Genomic DNA, 14,459 nt, shown 5'->3' with positions numbered 1-14,459 from the left:
GCGGGCAATACCCCGGCCATGCCTCTCCCCTCACACGGCCGCTTCGAGTACTCCCCCATCGTGAATCGACCGCAGTTCGAGTGGCCGGGCGACGCGCGACTCGCGGTGTACGTCGCGGTCAACTGCGAGCACTTCCCGTACGACGACGGGCAACCCGGCCTCGGTTACACGCCGGCGATGGACCAACCGAACACCTACAACTGGGGCTGGCGCGAGTACGGCAACCGCGTCGGCGGCTTCCGCATCGCAGAAACATTGCAGCAGTGCGGCATTCGGCCGACGCTACTGATCAACACCGAGGTGTACGAGCACGCCCCGCAGCTGGCCGCGGCGTTCCGCGGTGTGGGTGCGGAAGTGGTCGCGCACGGCAGGACGAACGCGGTGCAACCGAACGATCAGGACGAGGACGCCGAACGCCGCTCGATCGACGAGGTGACGACGGCTATCGAGCGCCACGAGGGCGCTCCGCCCCAAGGCTGGATGAGCCCCGGTGCCAACCCGAGCCGCGTGACCGAGGACCTCCTCGCGGAGCGCGGTTACCAGTACACGTTGGACTGGCCGGTCGACGACCAACCTGTGTGGCTCGGGACCCGCGGCGGTCCTCTGCTCAGCGTCCCGTATCCCCACGAGATCAACGACCTGCCGATGTTCGTCCATCATCATCAGACCGCAGAAGCGTTCGAGCGCAACATCATCGGCAGCTTCGATGAGCTGAAGGAGAATTCGGCGAGGCAACCGGTAGTGCTCGCCATCTCCGTGCACACCTTTCTGACAGGACAGCCCTACCGACTGCGCCGGTTCCGAGCAGCACTGAAGCACATGACCGACAACAGCGACGGCGTCTGGTTCACCACCCCGGGCGACATCGCGGCGCACTATCGAGGGGTGATACCTCCGCCTGAGGTCGGTCGTCGACCAGTGAGCGACGAATAGACGACCGACGGTCTACCGCGGGGCCGCTGCCGAAGTGAGCCACGCGGGCGGCAGCCGACCGAAGGAATTGGTCGCGGGCGGTGCTCAGGGGGTATGCGAAATCGACACGGGGACGCCGGATGCCAGGCCAGCCCGTATCGGTCGGCAGCACCGTGTTCACCGGAGGACGCGTGGTGAGAACGATTGGTCGCTACACGTCCGGCGCAGGGCTCCGACAGCGCATCGCTCGGCCGTTTGCAGGCGCCAGCAGACTGTTGCGCGATCGATGGGAGGCACCCAGAATCGGGCAGTTGCGATGGGTGCGGCTCGCAAGATGCGAGGCGCGAACGAGATGTGGTGCCTCCGATGTGTCGCGCGGCTGATCTGTAGCGCAACCGAGGCGTCGCGCGGCTGATGTAGGACGAGGTCATCTTCGGCGCAACCGAAGCGTCGGGCGACCGAACCGTGGCGCGACGACGTAAGGCGCGGCTGAAGTGTGCCGCGGCCAACCTGTAGCGCAACCGACGTGTGGTCAGGCTGCGCGCCGTTTTCGTCGGTGGTAGCTGGGGATGGGTTGCCTCGAGGGGTCGACCGATTCGGGTGGGATGGCGTAGGGGTGTCCGTCGTCGCCCATGATCATCTGCCATTCGCCGTGGTGGACGAGGCGGTGGCATTCCCCGCAGACGAGCGCGAGGTTGTTCAGATCGGTGTGGCCGCCGTCTTCCCAGAATTTCACGTGGTGGGCTTGGCACCACTGAGCGGGTCGGCCGCACATCACGCAGCAGGTATCGCGGATGGTCAGCGCGATGCGTTGGTCCTCGCTGGCGAGTCTGGTGGTCCGTCCGAGCGCGAGCGGGACACCGTTGTCGTCGACGATGACGGGGGTCAAGTCTGCGTCGCAGGTGACGAGCTCGACGAGGGAGCGACTGATCGGGCCGGTCCAATCGAAGTGGAACGGCCAGTCGACGTCACCCGGCTCGGGCGCAGACTTCCGCCCGACACCAACATCACCGGTTGCTGCTGCACCGCGACCATCGGTATCGCCCGGCTCGGGCTCACACTGCCGCCCGGGACCATCACCACCGGTTGCAGCTGCACCGCGACCGTCGGTATCACCTCGTGCGGTGCCATCAGGGCGCGCGCCGTTGTGGTCGTTGTGGTCGTTGTCTTCGTGACGCACAGCATCGTTGCCGGAGCCGACCGTGTCCTGTCGGGCATCGCCGCTCGCGTCGCAGTTGGCCGCATCGGTTCCGGTGGACTGCGTTGTAGCGCTTGGGGTTTGCTCCTTGTTGCCGCGATCGAGCAAGTCCCGCAGGGGAACGATCAGGTGCACCGATGCCCGAGACCCGCCCGCCGACCCCCGGCTACCACCGCGCAGGTGTCGATCGAGAATCTGATCGAGTGCATCGGCCCGGCGCTTCGACGGGCTACGCGGATCGCGCTCACCACCGGGACCGGGCCGAGGCGCCGTCAACGCCGACAACGCGGTCAGCAGCTTCTCCGCCAGCAACCGGTCGGCGTTGCCGCCGAATTGATAGCGGCCATTGGCCAGAGGATGAAGATCGAACCGGTTCAAGTCCGGGTTCTCCGACACCGGTACCGGTGGAACAGGTTCGGGCTGAGCAGGTTCCGGTCCCGGGTTACCGCCGACAGCACCCGACTCTGCACCTTCGCCCTCCGGATCGTCGTTCGAATCCGCACGGTCATTCGAATCGGCACCCGAGGCTTCGGCATCGGCTCGGCTCGCCTGCTCACGTTGTTCCTGCTCGCGGCGTTCCTGCTCTGCCTTATCGTGTCGGGCGCGGGCGTCCTCGGCCGCGGAATACGCCAGTGCCTGCGCGCGTGAGGTGACCTGACCGGCGGTGCGCCGCAGAGCCGTCTCGAGTAGCTCGGCGACGACAGCGTCGCGATGGTCCTCGTCCAAGGTCGGATCGGCCACCATCACGGTGGCGTAGCCGTCGGCGATCGCCGAGGCGTGCGCGGCATGGATGTCACCGCCGGCGAGGGCGTCGAGCACGCTCGGCCACTGAGTGAGCCACTGCCCGACTTCCATCTGGTGGCCGGCGGATCCGTCGGTGATCCGGACCGATCTCGCGTACCAGCGGGTGACGGACGAGTGTCCGAGTTTCATCGCCAAGCCGCGTCGGTCGATCTCGGCCAGCAGTGTCAATCTGGTTGCTGCGAGAGCATTTTCGAGGGAGGTCACGTCGGCGAGCTCGGAGACCGATTCCTGGTCGCCGAGCTCGAACACATCCCCCCATGTCTTCACACCACGAAAGCTATACCCACCCACCGACAGACTTTTCCGATGACTCGGCTACAACGCACGCATGCTGTTGTTCCGGGCATTGTGGGTGAGCTCGGCCAGGCCGAGCTCTTCGAGGAGCGGCGGTAGGTACATCCCGAACCGCCCGCGGTATCCGTTCCGAGTCCGTACCAACCGCCGACCGGGTTGTCCGGCGAGCGCCCCCACGCTTCGACCGTGTCCGGTGCCGCCGGCTTCTTCTCGTCTGCGGCACCGAGCAGTACCCAGTCGGCACCTTCGGTGAGCCAGCCGTGCAAATCTTCGACGGCCTCGATGCGGTATCGCAGTGTCGTCGATCCCACCTGGCATACGAGGGCCGCCGGCTCGAGGTCGGGATCGCGATACATGGTGTACGCCGAGGTCCCGGGGGCGGTCGTGAGAGCCCAGGGGTCGGGTTTGGTTCCACTGGTCATGTCCGGGGTCCGTTCGGTTGTCGCAGTCAGCCGATGGGCAGAAAGCTCGACCGAGCACGGTGATTGCCTCATACGGCTCGGTCAGTGTGGACCCACCAACGATGAACGCAACCAGCTCCCGACGCGTGCGTTATGGCGCGACGGTGCGGTACCGCAGCATCATTTCGTGGTCCTCGTGATCGAGCATGTGGCAGTGCCACATGTACCCCTGCAGTTCGGTCGGCCCCGGAGCCGGCATGTCGTGACCACCCATATCGTGACCGCTCATATCGTGGCCACTCATATCGCCACCTCCGTGGTGCGAGGCCGGACCCGCGAAGGTGGCGTCGGGATCGAAGCCGAGTTCGTCGGCCGTCGGGAATCGGACCAGGATCTGGGTGACGGTGCCCGGGTACGTGTTGACGGTGTCCTTCCACCCGGCTTCCCAGGTGGCCGGCGGCACCGAAGGACCGGTGAGGAACTTCTCCACCGGCGGAGCCCATTTGGTGCCGAAGGTCGGCCGCGGGAAATCACGTTGGTAGGCGGCGAGGTCGATCGGGATGCGTCCCAACGTCCGAAAGTGCGCCAGGTGCAGGTGAATCGGGTGCGGCTCGACCGTCGTGTTGACGATGTTCCACATCTCCACCGTGCCCTGCTTGGGCATCTCGATGTCCGGGTCGGAGTACCGGAGGTTGTTCAGGTTCATCAGCGTCATGTCCAGGTTCAGCCCACCGGAGGGCTGATTGACGGTGACGGTGCGCGTGAAAGTGGGTGTCGGCAACGCGGGCAACAGATCCGGCTGCCCCTTACCTCCGCGCAACAGGGACGGCATGCCGCCCCGGAACCCCGCCGCGGACGCGACGCGGAACTGGCAGAACATCGGCATCGGGACGGCTCCGAGCGACGCGGCCTGCGCCGGCGGCGGCTCGTCGTTGAGCAACTCGACCAACGCCCCTGCCTCGACGGCTCCGAAGTCGATGAGGATGTCTACGCGCTCGGCGGGTGCGAGTCGGATGCTGGTGGCCTCCACCGGCGCATCGAGCAATCCGCCGTCGTTACCAATGACCCAGAAGCGAAGTCTGTTGGTGAAGAACAGGTTCCACACGCTGTACGAACCGGCGTTGACGAGCCGCAGTCGGTACATACCCCGTGCGACTTCCATCGTAGGCCAGATCTTGCCGTTGACGACACCCACGTCGCCGGTGCCGCCGCCCTCCCACTTACCCTGCGGCACGGTGATATTGGAGCGGATACTCATACTGCCGTCGGGGTTCATGATCTTTTCCTGCAGCACCAACGGCAGCTCGAATTCACCCGAGGGCAGGCCGAGAGCATTGTCGGAGGTGCCGGTGTCCCAGCGATCACGGACGAGGTTCATACCGAGCAGACCGGCGTAGACGTTGATGCGCGTCATCGACATGGCGTGGTCGTGATACCACAGCCCGGCGGCGTCGTTGAGCCCGGAAAAATTGTGCGTCATCGACTCGCCCGGGCGCACCAACATTTCGGAGTGACCGTCGCTGGCCGGTTCGGTGATACTGCCGTGGAAGTGCAGCGCTGTCGGCGTCATCGTGCGGTCCCTCTCGCTCATACCGTGCAGCGAGGTGTCGATGTCGGCGGCGAGCGGATTACCGGCGGTGGTGTTCGAGTACTTCAACGTCCAGGGCTGACCGGTCTGCGATTCGATGGTGGGACCGAGGTAGTCGCACTGGCCGTAGCCGAAGGTAGGCGCGGGCCTGAGATCGGCGTGGAACGTGTGGGTGGCGCTGTGCGCGTCGAGCGAGATCTCGGTACCGCTGATCAGCGGTAACCGCGGCAGTTCGTCACGGAACGGAGTCAGCGGTGGCGAATGGAACAGCAGTGGGCTCTGACCACGGAGGAAGTCGTCGGCCAGTGCTCGACGAGTCGTCGACGCCACCGGGATTGCCGCTGCTCCGGCCGCCACTGCGGCGACTGCCAGCCCACGTAGGGCGGTTCGTCTGGACACGGAGCCGCTCACCCGGCCACCTTCCTCCTGGTTGTGATTGGGCCCATACTATGTGGTGGTCGGCTCCCGCCGTCACCCCACACTCGGATCGTCCGGCACGTTCCTGCCGGTGGAGGGATCTATTTCGTCATGGCAACAATCTCGTTCGAGCGTACGACCAGGCTTTTTCCCGGGTCCGACACCCCCGCGGTGAACGAGCTCGACCTGCATATCGAGGACGGCGAGTTCCTCGTTCTGGTCGGCCCCTCCGGCTGCGGTAAGTCGACGTCGCTCCGAATGCTCGCAGGGCTGGAAGAGGTCAATTCCGGTCGCATCCTCATCGGCGGCAAGGATGTCACCAATTCCGAACCCAAGGATCGCGACATCGCGATGGTGTTCCAGAATTACGCGCTCTATCCACACATGACCGTCGCCGAGAACATGGGGTTCGCCCTCAAGTTGGCGAAGGCGAACAAGGAAGACATTCGCACCCGCGTCGAGGAGGCCGCGAAGCTACTCGACCTCGAGCCGTACCTCGACCGCAAGCCCAAGGCGCTCTCCGGCGGCCAGCGGCAGCGAGTTGCCATGGGGCGCGCCATCGTTCGGCAGCCGCAGGTGTTTTTGATGGACGAGCCGCTGAGCAACCTGGACGCCAAACTGAGGGTTCAGACGCGGACGCAGATCGCTCAGTTGCAGCGCCGACTCGGCACGACGACGGTGTACGTCACGCACGATCAGGTCGAGGCCATGACGATGGGCGATCGCGTCGCGGTGCTCAAAGGCGGTGTGCTGCAACAGTGCGCTACACCCCGCGAGCTCTACCGCACTCCGGTGAACGCATTTGTCGCCGGGTTCATGGGTTCACCGTCGATGAATCTGTTCCGCGCTCCGGTCACCGACGGCGGTGTCCGCCTGGCGGATCAGGTGATTCCGGTGTCGCGGCAGACCCTCGGTTCCGCGACCGAGGTGATGTTCGGTATTCGGCCCGAGCACATCGAGATTGCCGACAGCGGAATTGCTCTCGAGATCGACGTCGTCGAAGAGCTCGGTTCCGAAGCATTCGTGTTCGGACGAGCGGACATCAACGGGAAGTCGGAAACCATTGTCGCTCGGGCCGATTGGCGTAGCCCGCCGGAGAAGGGCGACCGCGTCCACGTCCGCATCGACGACGCGCACGCGCACATCTTCGACGCCTCGGGCGACGGCCTTCGCCTGAACTGATCACCTACGTTGTGCGCGTTTTGCGTAGCTGGAGCTACGCAAAACGCGCACGACGTCAGACCAGCAGTTCGGCGATCTGAATCGTGTTGAGCGCGGCACCCTTACGCAGGTTGTCGCCCGAGACGAACAGGGCCAGTCCGCGGCCCTCGGGGACGCCCGGATCCTGACGGATGCGGCCGACCAGGGAATCGTCGGCGCCTGCGGCTTGCAAAGGCGTCGGCACATCGACCAACGAGACACCCGGTGCGGATGCGAGCAGTTCGCGGGCTCGCTCGACCGACAACGGTGACGCGAACTCGGCGTTGATCGACAGCGAGTGACCGGTGAACACCGGGACGCGCACGCAGGTTCCGCTGACCAGCAGGTCCGGCAGTCCGAGGATCTTGCGCGATTCGTTGCGCAGCTTCTGGTCCTCGTCCGTCTCGCCGGATCCGTCGTCCACCAACGCACCGGCCAGTGGCAGGACGTTGAAGGCGATGGGTGCGACGTACTTGTTCGGGGCCGGGAAATCGACCGACGAACCGTCGTGCACCAGTTTTTCGACGTCGTCGATGACGGCGCGTGCCTGGGTGGCGAGCTCGTCGACGCCGGCGAGTCCGCTACCGGAGACGGCCTGGTAGCTCGAGACGATCAGTCGCTGCAGGCCGGCTTCGTCGTGCAGCACTTTCAGCACCGGCATGGCGGCCATGGTGGTGCAGTTGGGGTTGGCGATGATGCCGCGGGGCGGGTTCTTCGCCGCTTCGGGGTTCACTTCGCTGACCACCAGTGGCACGTCGTCGTCCTTGCGGAACGCGGACGAGTTGTCGATGACGACTGCGCCTGCTGCCGCGAAGCGCGGTGCCTGCTCACGCGAGAGGGTGGCACCGGCCGAGAACAGCGCGATGTCGATGCCGGTGAGGTCGGCGGTGGAGGCGTCCTCGACGATGATCTCCTCGCCGCGGAACGGCAGCTTCTTGCCCGCCGAGCGCGCGGAGGCGAAGAATCGAACGGTGTCGGCGGGAAAGTTGCGCTCCTCCAACAGTGTTCGCATGACGGCACCGACCTGGCCGGTGGCTCCTACGACTGCAACTGTGGTCATGATTATCGTCCTGTTCCCGCGTGTACCACGGCTTCTTCGTCGCCGCCGAGGTCGAAGGCGGCGTGCAGCGCGCGTACGGCGTCGTCGAGCTGGGTGTCGCTGCACAGCACCGAGATACGGATCTCGGAGGTGCTGATGAGGTCGATGTTGATGCCGGCGTCGGCGAGGGCCTCACAGAACGTCGCGGTGACGCCGGGGTGGCTCTTCATGCCGGCACCGACGAGCGAGACCTTGCCGATGTGATCGTCGTAGAGCACCTGCGCGAAGCCGATTTCGGCCTGCAGCTTGGTGAGCTTCTCCACTGCAGTGGGGCCGTCGGCCTTGGGGCACGTGAAGGTGATGTCGGTCTTGCCGGTGTCGATCTTGGATACGTTCTGCAACACCATGTCGATGTTGATCTCGGAATCGGCTACGGCGCGAAAGACCTTGGCGGCGTAGCCGGGGGTGTCGGGTAGACCGACGACGGTGACCTTCGCCTCGCTGCGATCGTGTGCGACGCCGGTGAGAATTGCTTCTTCCACTGGAATGTCCTCCATAGATCCGGAGACGATCGTTCCGGGTTTTGTGGTGTACGACGAGCGCACGTGTACGGGAACGTTGTAGCGACGGGCATATTCGACGCAGCGCAGCATGAGCACCTTCGCCCCGCAGGCGGCCATCTCCAGCATTTCCTCGAACGAGACGGTGTCGAGCTTCTGGGCGTTGGGCACGATGCGCGGATCGGCGGTGAAGATGCCGTCGACGTCGGTGTAGATCTCGCAGACGTCCGCGTTCAGTGCTGCGGCGAGCGCGACGGCGGTGGTGTCGGAGCCACCGCGACCGAGCGTGGTGACGTCCTTGCTGTCCTGGCTGACGCCCTGGAATCCGGCGACGAGCACGATCGAACCCTCGTCGAGTGCGCTGCGCACGCGGCCGGGGGTGACGTCGATGATCTTGGCGTTTCCGTGCACGCTGGTGGTGACGACGCCTGCCTGGGAGCCGGTGAACGACCGCGCCTCGGCACCGAGCGAGTGAATGGCCATCGCGACCAGCGCGTTGGAGATGCGCTCACCCGAGGTGAGCAGCATGTCCATCTCGCGGGCAGGCGGGGCCGGGCACACCTGCTGTGCCAGGTCGAGCAGTTCGTCGGTGGTGTCGCCCATTGCCGATACGACGACGACAACGTCGTTGCCCGCCTTCTTGGTCTCGACGATTCGTTCAGCGACGCGTCGGATACGTTCGGCGGTCCCCACCGACGATCCACCGTACTTCTGGACGATGAGAGCCACGCGTATTACCTCCGCTGGATAGCCGACAACCGTTCGATTGTCCGCGGGTCACCTTACCGAGCGAGCGGCCCGAACAGTGGTTCGGGTAGCTCCGAGCTGGGATTTCAGGGTGGTCTGCCTGCGGCTTCGCCTGTCTTAACATGTTCGAGTGACCGTTCCAGAACATCTCCCACCACCGCCGGCCAGAGGTCTGCGGGTGCTCTTCGGGCTGCCCGCTGTCGGCCGTCGATGGCCGGGCGGTCTGCGTTCGGCGCTGGCGTTCGGTGTTCCGGCGATCCTGGCGTGGCTGCTCGGATTCCACACCGAGGCATTGCTGGTGGTCTCGGGCAGTTTCGCAGTGATTTACGGCGAGGGTCGCCCTTATCGTTCGCGCTGGTGGGTGGTGCTGACCGCAGGTGCCGCGCTGGTCGCGTCGGTGTGGCTCGGCGCGACGGCCGGGCAGCTCGCCCTCGACTTCGGCGAGACCGGGTGGGCCCGGATGATCCCGGTGGCCGTGCTGTCGATTCTTGCGCTCGTCGCGGTCTACGTCGTGGCAGCGCTTCGACTCGGTCCACCGGGAGCCTTCTTCTTCGTGCTGGTGTGCGCGGTGGCGTCGTACCTCCCTGCCGCTGACATCAGCGCAGCCCGTGGTGCCGTCTGCGCGGCGATCGGTGTCGCGTCGGCGCTGGTGATCGCGATGTCGGGGGTAGTTCGAGACCCGAGGGGGCCCGAACGAACTGCCGTCGGCGCGGCGGTGGCCGCCATCGAGAAATACACCACATCGCCGACGCCGTCCGTGGCCGATCGACATGCCGCTGCCTCCCGTCTGCACGCGGCGTGGGCCGCGGTGTACGAGGCCGGATCGGCTCGGTTGGCCTCGCGTCCGGCGCTCGTACAAACCCTGTTCGACGCGCATCGCGCGTTTGCGATGAGCACGTCGGCGCGGGCCGGCACACTGCCCGATCCGGACGCCGCCGTGGAATCGCCACAGGACCAGCTGCCGCTGGCTCGCCCCAGCATCGGGTATCGGTTGCGGCGGTCGTTGCATCGCGACGCACACGCGGCGTCCACGGCGATCCGGGTGTTCTGCGCGGCGGCAGCTGCGGGCGGGATCAGTGTGGCGCTGGATCTGAGCAGGCCGGATTGGGCGATCCTCGGCGCGGTTCTGGTGCTTCAACAGGGCCCGGATCGCGTCCATGGGACATACCGCGGCATGCAGCGACTCGGCGGCACTCTCGCCGGGGTGGTGTTGTTCTCGGCAATCTATCTCTCGCCGCTCACCGGTCTTGCGGTGATCGTGGTGCTGATGGTGCTGCAGTTCGCGATCGAGGTCAGCGTGGCGCGCAACTACGGTCTCGCCGTCACGTTCATCACCCCGCTCGCGTTGTTGATGGGCACCATCTCGCATCCAGGTGCCCCTCTCGGCGGCATCGTGGTGGATCGGGTAGTCGAGACCGCAGTGGGGGTTGCTCTCGCGTTGGCGGTGCTGTGGTTGTTGTTACCGGGCGCTTTCAGACGAGCGCTCCTGTGGTCCGATCGGCGAGTTCTGGACCTGACCGCCCGACTGCTGACGACACTGCGAACCGAGAAGGTAACGGCAACAACTACTTTGACGCTTCGACGGGACGTGCAGTTCGAGCTGGTCGGCGCAGCGCTCGCGGGAGCCGAAGCGGCGCACAACGATCGCCGCTGGGCGCACAACGATCGCCGCTGGGCGCACCGCGTGTGGGCCCAGCACGCAGAGGTCGATCACCTCGGATACGAACTGCTCGCACGGTGTTGGACGGCCGCCGATGTCGGACGACTGAACGACATCGAGCAGTGGCAGCGCAGGCACGACGCCGTCGCCGAAAAAGTCGACTCTCGAACCCTGGGGTAGGTGGTCGGTCTGCGGTAGTACACTCAGCCCATGCTGCGAGCTCTCCTTCTTAACAGCCGCGACGGGGTCTGAGACCAGACTGGCTTCCCGTCGCGGGGTTCGTTGCGCCGGTCGAACACATTGTTTTGATCTGTACGGAGAGACGAAGACCATGTCACCAGCCGACGCATTCACCTCGGGATCTCGCACCATCACCCCGCCCTCGCGGCCCGCACCCAGCGACCAGCCCGCGTGGAACACCCAGAAGAACTCCTCGATGCCCACGTTCCGCTATCGGCCGTTCGCTGAGGAAGTGGAAGCAGTCACCCTCCCCGACCGCACGTGGCCGGACAAGATCATCGACCGAACACCGCAGTGGTGTGCAGTGGATCTGCGCGACGGCAACCAGGCCCTGATCGATCCGATGAGCCCGGCCCGCAAGCGCCGCATGTTCGATCTGCTGGTCCGGATGGGGTACAAGCAGATCGAGGTCGGCTTCCCGTCGGCCAGCCAGACCGACTTCGATTTCGTCCGCGAGATCATCGAGGACGGCGCGATCCCCGACGACGTCACCATCCAGGTTCTGACGCAGTGCCGTCCCGAGCTGATCGAGCGCACGTTCGTCGCCTGTGAAGGCGCTCGCAGCGTCATCGTGCACTTCTACAACTCGACGTCGATCCTGCAGCGCAAAGTGGTGTTCCGGGCCGATCGCGACGTCATCAAGAAAATCGCCACCGACGGTGCCCGCAAGGTGCTCGAAGAAGCAGCCAAATTCCCCGATACCGATTGGCGCTACGAGTACTCCCCCGAGTCCTACACCGGCACCGAGCTCAGCTACGCCAAGGAGGTGTGCGACGCGGTCACCGCGATCATCGATCCCACACCCGAGAAGCCGCTGATCCTGAACCTGCCCGCCACCGTCGAGATGGCAACACCGAATGTCTACGCCGACTCGATCGAGTGGATGAGCCGCAACCTCGACCGCCGCGACAGCATCGTACTGTCGCTGCACCCGCACAACGACCGCGGAACCGGCGTTGCCGCAGCAGAACTCGGTTACCAGGCCGGCGCAGACCGCATCGAGGGCTGCCTGTTCGGCAACGGCGAGCGCACCGGCAACGTCTGCCTCGTCACGCTGGGACTGAACCTGTTCACCCGCGGTGTCGATCCGCAGATCGACTTCTCCAACATCGACGAAGTGCGCCGAACGGTGGAGTACTGCAACCAACTTCCCGTCGCCGAGCGTCACCCCTACGGCGGCGATCTGGTCTACACCGCTTTCTCCGGGAGCCACCAGGACGCCATCAACAAGGGCCTCGACGCAATGAAAGTCAGTGCGGACGAACAAGGTACGGACATCGGCGACGTCACGTGGCAGGTTCCGTACCTGCCCGTCGACCCGAAGGATGTCGGCCGCACCTACGAGGCCGTCATTCGCGTCAATTCCCAGTCGGGCAAGGGTGGCGTCGCGTACATCATGAAGTCCGATCACGGACTGAACCTGCCGCGTCGCCTGCAGATCGAGTTCTCCCAGGCCGTGCAGCGCATCACCGACGGTGAGGGCGGCGAGGTCTCGCCCAAGGAGATGTGGGACGTCTTCGCCGAGGAGTACCTGACGCCGATCCGGCCGCTCGAACGCATCAAGCAGTCGGTGGTTGCGGCCGAGCACGACGGCGGCACCGACACGATCACCGCGACGGTCAAGGTCGACGGCGTGGAGCAGGAGATCTCCGGCTCCGGCAACGGGCCCCTCGCTTCCTTCGTCGACGCGCTGTCGACCATCGGCTACGACGTCAGCGTCCTGGACTACTCCGAGCACGCCATGTCCGCGGGCGACGACGCCCAGGCTGCGGCCTACGTCGAAGCCTCGGTGACCTCGCCTGCGGGCGTCGCCACCACCGTCTGGGGCGTCGGCATCGCGACATCGATCACCACGGCGTCACTGCGCGCCGTCGTCTCGGCCGTGAACCGCGCGCTGCGCTGAGTTATCCGCTCGACGAAAAAGCCGCCCATTCGTTGCGAATGGGCGGCTTTTCGGTGTCGACTTCGTTACTCGGTCGATGCGGCGTCGGGTGCTCGCCGCTCGTAGATCCATAGGAGCAGAGTGAAGAGCGATCCTGCTACCAGTGCGCCTACCACTGACGTCCACACTGCGTCATCGTTCAGAAGCACCGTCATGAAGAAGAACAGGACGGTGAACACTCCACTGCGCAGGACTGATGTCATGACATCTCCCCTAGTTCGCATCGGCCAGGATCGTTACTCACGCTAATTCAAATCCAGGGAAAGGGGAAGCCCTCAACCGACGTCATCGCCGGTACGCCGCGTGGGTTAATCATTCTGTCGTCGAGGCACCAGCAGCATGGCCAAACGTCAGGTCGCTACCCTGCAGCACGCGAATGACCAGCAGGAGGACTACATCAATCACGTCGCCGGACATTCCGCTTCCGAAGAGATCGCACACGCAAAGGCATTGTTGGACAACGGAACCATCGATCAGGACGAGTTCAGGACGCTGAAGGCCAAAGCGCTGTCCTGAACTCTGCTTCCGCTCGGAACGCCTCGAGCACGGCGGCGATCGCCGGTAGTCGACGCGCGCCGGGCCTCGTGGCGAGTTCGTAGATGCGGCCGGCCCGCACACCGGACAGCTGTCGGGGTACCAATCCAGGATGCACGACGGCATAGCGCGGCATCAGCGCCACTCCGTGCCCGGCGGCAACGAGCGTTTCGGTCACTCGAAAGTCATTGATCCGCTGCATCACTCGGGGCTGGACGCCAGTGACAGCAGCAACGGAGAGCAACACGTCGTCCACGGGGAACCCGCCCCTCACGCTGATCCAACGCTCGTCGGTCAGCTCCCTCAGGTCCACTGTTTCGTGCTGTGCCAGTGCATGATCGGGAGGCAGAACCAGATCGATTGGTTCGCGCATCAGGGTCGTCACCTCGATCCGTGGGCCGGCCGTCGACGGAGCCCGATCATCCCGGTGGGTGAGCACCACGTCGTAGTCGGCGAGCAGTTCGGGCACCGAGGATGCGGGCAGATCTTCGTCTCGGGCGTCGATATCGACGTCCGAGCCTGCAAGACGCGTCAGCACTCCGGGCAGAAGCAGAGCGGCACCGGACGGGAACAGTGCCACGCGGACGCGCCCCTGCGGGGAGGCTCGGTAGCGGTCCATCTCTGCCGTGGCTCGGGCGAGGGCAGCGAGAACATCATCGGTGCGCAGCACCAACGCACGCCCGGCGTCGGTGAGGCGCAGCCGACGCCCGTCGGGCTCGAGCAGTGTCACGCCGGCCTCGCGAGCCAGCAACTTGAGCTGTTGAGACACTGCCGACGGAGTCATCGACATCGCGTCGGCGACCGATGCGACGGTTCCGCGGTCGGCAAGTTCGGCGAGGATCCGGAGCCGTTCCACGTTCATGCAGAAAATCTTAACTGTTGATGCGATTATATTCGATTGTGCTGATCATTCGTGCCCGTCA

At 65.2% G+C, this 14,459-nt stretch carries 11 protein-coding genes and 1 pseudogene; 5 read left to right on the top strand and 7 right to left on the bottom strand.

Annotated elements, in window-relative coordinates:
• Positions 1-60: 60 nt before the first annotated feature.
• Complete coding sequence (locus AC5WEY_RS07050; RefSeq protein ID WP_495645245.1) at positions 61-933, top strand: polysaccharide deacetylase family protein; 873 nt, start codon at positions 61-63, stop codon at positions 931-933.
• Positions 934-1,444: 511 nt separating this feature from the next.
• Here AC5WEY_RS07050 and AC5WEY_RS07045 read toward each other — a convergent pair.
• From AC5WEY_RS07045 to AC5WEY_RS07035, 3 genes and pseudogenes are all read right to left on the bottom strand, one after another.
• Positions 1,445-3,181 carry an HNH endonuclease signature motif containing protein gene (locus AC5WEY_RS07045; RefSeq protein WP_495645244.1) on the bottom strand — a complete coding sequence of 579 codons (1,737 nt, stop codon included), beginning with the start codon at positions 3,179-3,181 and terminating at the stop codon, positions 1,445-1,447.
• A 48-nt stretch (positions 3,182-3,229) separates the two neighbouring features.
• Positions 3,230-3,564: pseudogene (locus tag AC5WEY_RS07040) on the bottom strand (DUF6855 family protein).
• A 196-nt stretch (positions 3,565-3,760) separates the two neighbouring features.
• Complete coding sequence (locus AC5WEY_RS07035) at positions 3,761-5,608, bottom strand: multicopper oxidase family protein (RefSeq protein ID WP_495645243.1); 1,848 nt, start codon at positions 5,606-5,608, stop codon at positions 3,761-3,763.
• A gap of 117 nt (positions 5,609-5,725) precedes the next feature.
• Here AC5WEY_RS07035 and AC5WEY_RS07030 point away from each other — a divergent pair, with 117 nt between their 5' ends.
• Positions 5,726-6,796, top strand: coding sequence for an ABC transporter ATP-binding protein (locus AC5WEY_RS07030; RefSeq protein WP_495645242.1), 1,071 nt, complete (start codon positions 5,726-5,728; stop codon positions 6,794-6,796).
• 55 nt (positions 6,797-6,851) lie between these two features.
• Here AC5WEY_RS07030 and AC5WEY_RS07025 read toward each other — a convergent pair whose 3' ends face one another.
• Together AC5WEY_RS07025 and AC5WEY_RS07020 are read right to left on the bottom strand one after the other, a co-directional pair.
• On the bottom strand, positions 6,852-7,874 hold the full coding sequence (locus tag AC5WEY_RS07025) for an aspartate-semialdehyde dehydrogenase (protein WP_495645241.1): 1,023 nt from the start codon (positions 7,872-7,874) through the stop codon (positions 6,852-6,854).
• Between the two features lie 2 nt (positions 7,875-7,876).
• Entirely contained in the window at positions 7,877-9,142 is a 1,266-nt protein-coding gene (locus tag AC5WEY_RS07020) for an aspartate kinase (protein ID WP_057477162.1), read from the bottom strand.
• A 148-nt stretch (positions 9,143-9,290) separates the two neighbouring features.
• On the opposite strand from AC5WEY_RS07020, the gene AC5WEY_RS07015 reads away from it, so the two are divergent.
• Both AC5WEY_RS07015 and leuA read left to right on the top strand, forming a co-directional pair.
• Complete coding sequence (locus tag AC5WEY_RS07015) at positions 9,291-11,000, top strand: FUSC family protein (RefSeq protein WP_495645240.1); 1,710 nt, start codon at positions 9,291-9,293, stop codon at positions 10,998-11,000.
• A 151-nt stretch (positions 11,001-11,151) separates the two neighbouring features.
• On the top strand, positions 11,152-12,963 hold the full coding sequence (leuA, locus tag AC5WEY_RS07010; RefSeq protein ID WP_495645239.1) for a 2-isopropylmalate synthase: 1,812 nt from the start codon (positions 11,152-11,154) through the stop codon (positions 12,961-12,963).
• 65 nt (positions 12,964-13,028) lie between these two features.
• Here the strand turns inward: leuA and AC5WEY_RS07005 are convergent, their stop codons facing one another.
• On the bottom strand, positions 13,029-13,205 hold the full coding sequence (locus AC5WEY_RS07005) for a hypothetical protein (protein ID WP_495645238.1): 177 nt from the start codon (positions 13,203-13,205) through the stop codon (positions 13,029-13,031).
• Positions 13,206-13,341: 136 nt separating this feature from the next.
• Here AC5WEY_RS07005 and AC5WEY_RS07000 point away from each other — a divergent pair, with 136 nt between their 5' ends.
• Positions 13,342-13,518 (top strand): SHOCT domain-containing protein, encoded by a 177-nt coding sequence (locus AC5WEY_RS07000; RefSeq protein WP_495645237.1) that lies wholly within the window; start codon positions 13,342-13,344, stop codon positions 13,516-13,518.
• Here AC5WEY_RS07000 and AC5WEY_RS06995 read toward each other — a convergent pair.
• Positions 13,487-14,398: a LysR family transcriptional regulator gene (locus AC5WEY_RS06995; protein WP_495645236.1), complete on the bottom strand. Its 912-nt coding sequence runs from the start codon at positions 14,396-14,398 to the stop codon at positions 13,487-13,489. The two genes, AC5WEY_RS07000 and AC5WEY_RS06995, sit on opposite strands and share 32 nt — an antisense overlap.
• Between the last annotated feature and the right edge of the window lie 61 nt (positions 14,399-14,459).

This window comes from Rhodococcoides sp. S146-33 (assembly GCF_059489205.1).
The sequence above is the reverse complement of the archived record's forward strand: the minus strand, read 5'-3'. Positions and strand labels throughout refer to the sequence as shown.

Coding starts and splice junctions, on each gene's coding strand:
- leuA (WP_495645239.1), top strand. CDS start 11,152: ATGTCACCAGCCGACGCATTCACCTCGGGATCTCGCACCATCACCCCG.
- AC5WEY_RS06995 (WP_495645236.1), bottom strand. CDS start 14,398: ATGAACGTGGAACGGCTCCGGATCCTCGCCGAACTTGCCGACCGCGGA.
- AC5WEY_RS07025 (WP_495645241.1), bottom strand. CDS start 7,874: ATGACCACAGTTGCAGTCGTAGGAGCCACCGGCCAGGTCGGTGCCGTC.
- AC5WEY_RS07000 (WP_495645237.1), top strand. CDS start 13,342: ATGGCCAAACGTCAGGTCGCTACCCTGCAGCACGCGAATGACCAGCAG.
- AC5WEY_RS07005 (WP_495645238.1), bottom strand. CDS start 13,205: ATGACATCAGTCCTGCGCAGTGGAGTGTTCACCGTCCTGTTCTTCTTC.
- AC5WEY_RS07030 (WP_495645242.1), top strand. CDS start 5,726: ATGGCAACAATCTCGTTCGAGCGTACGACCAGGCTTTTTCCCGGGTCC.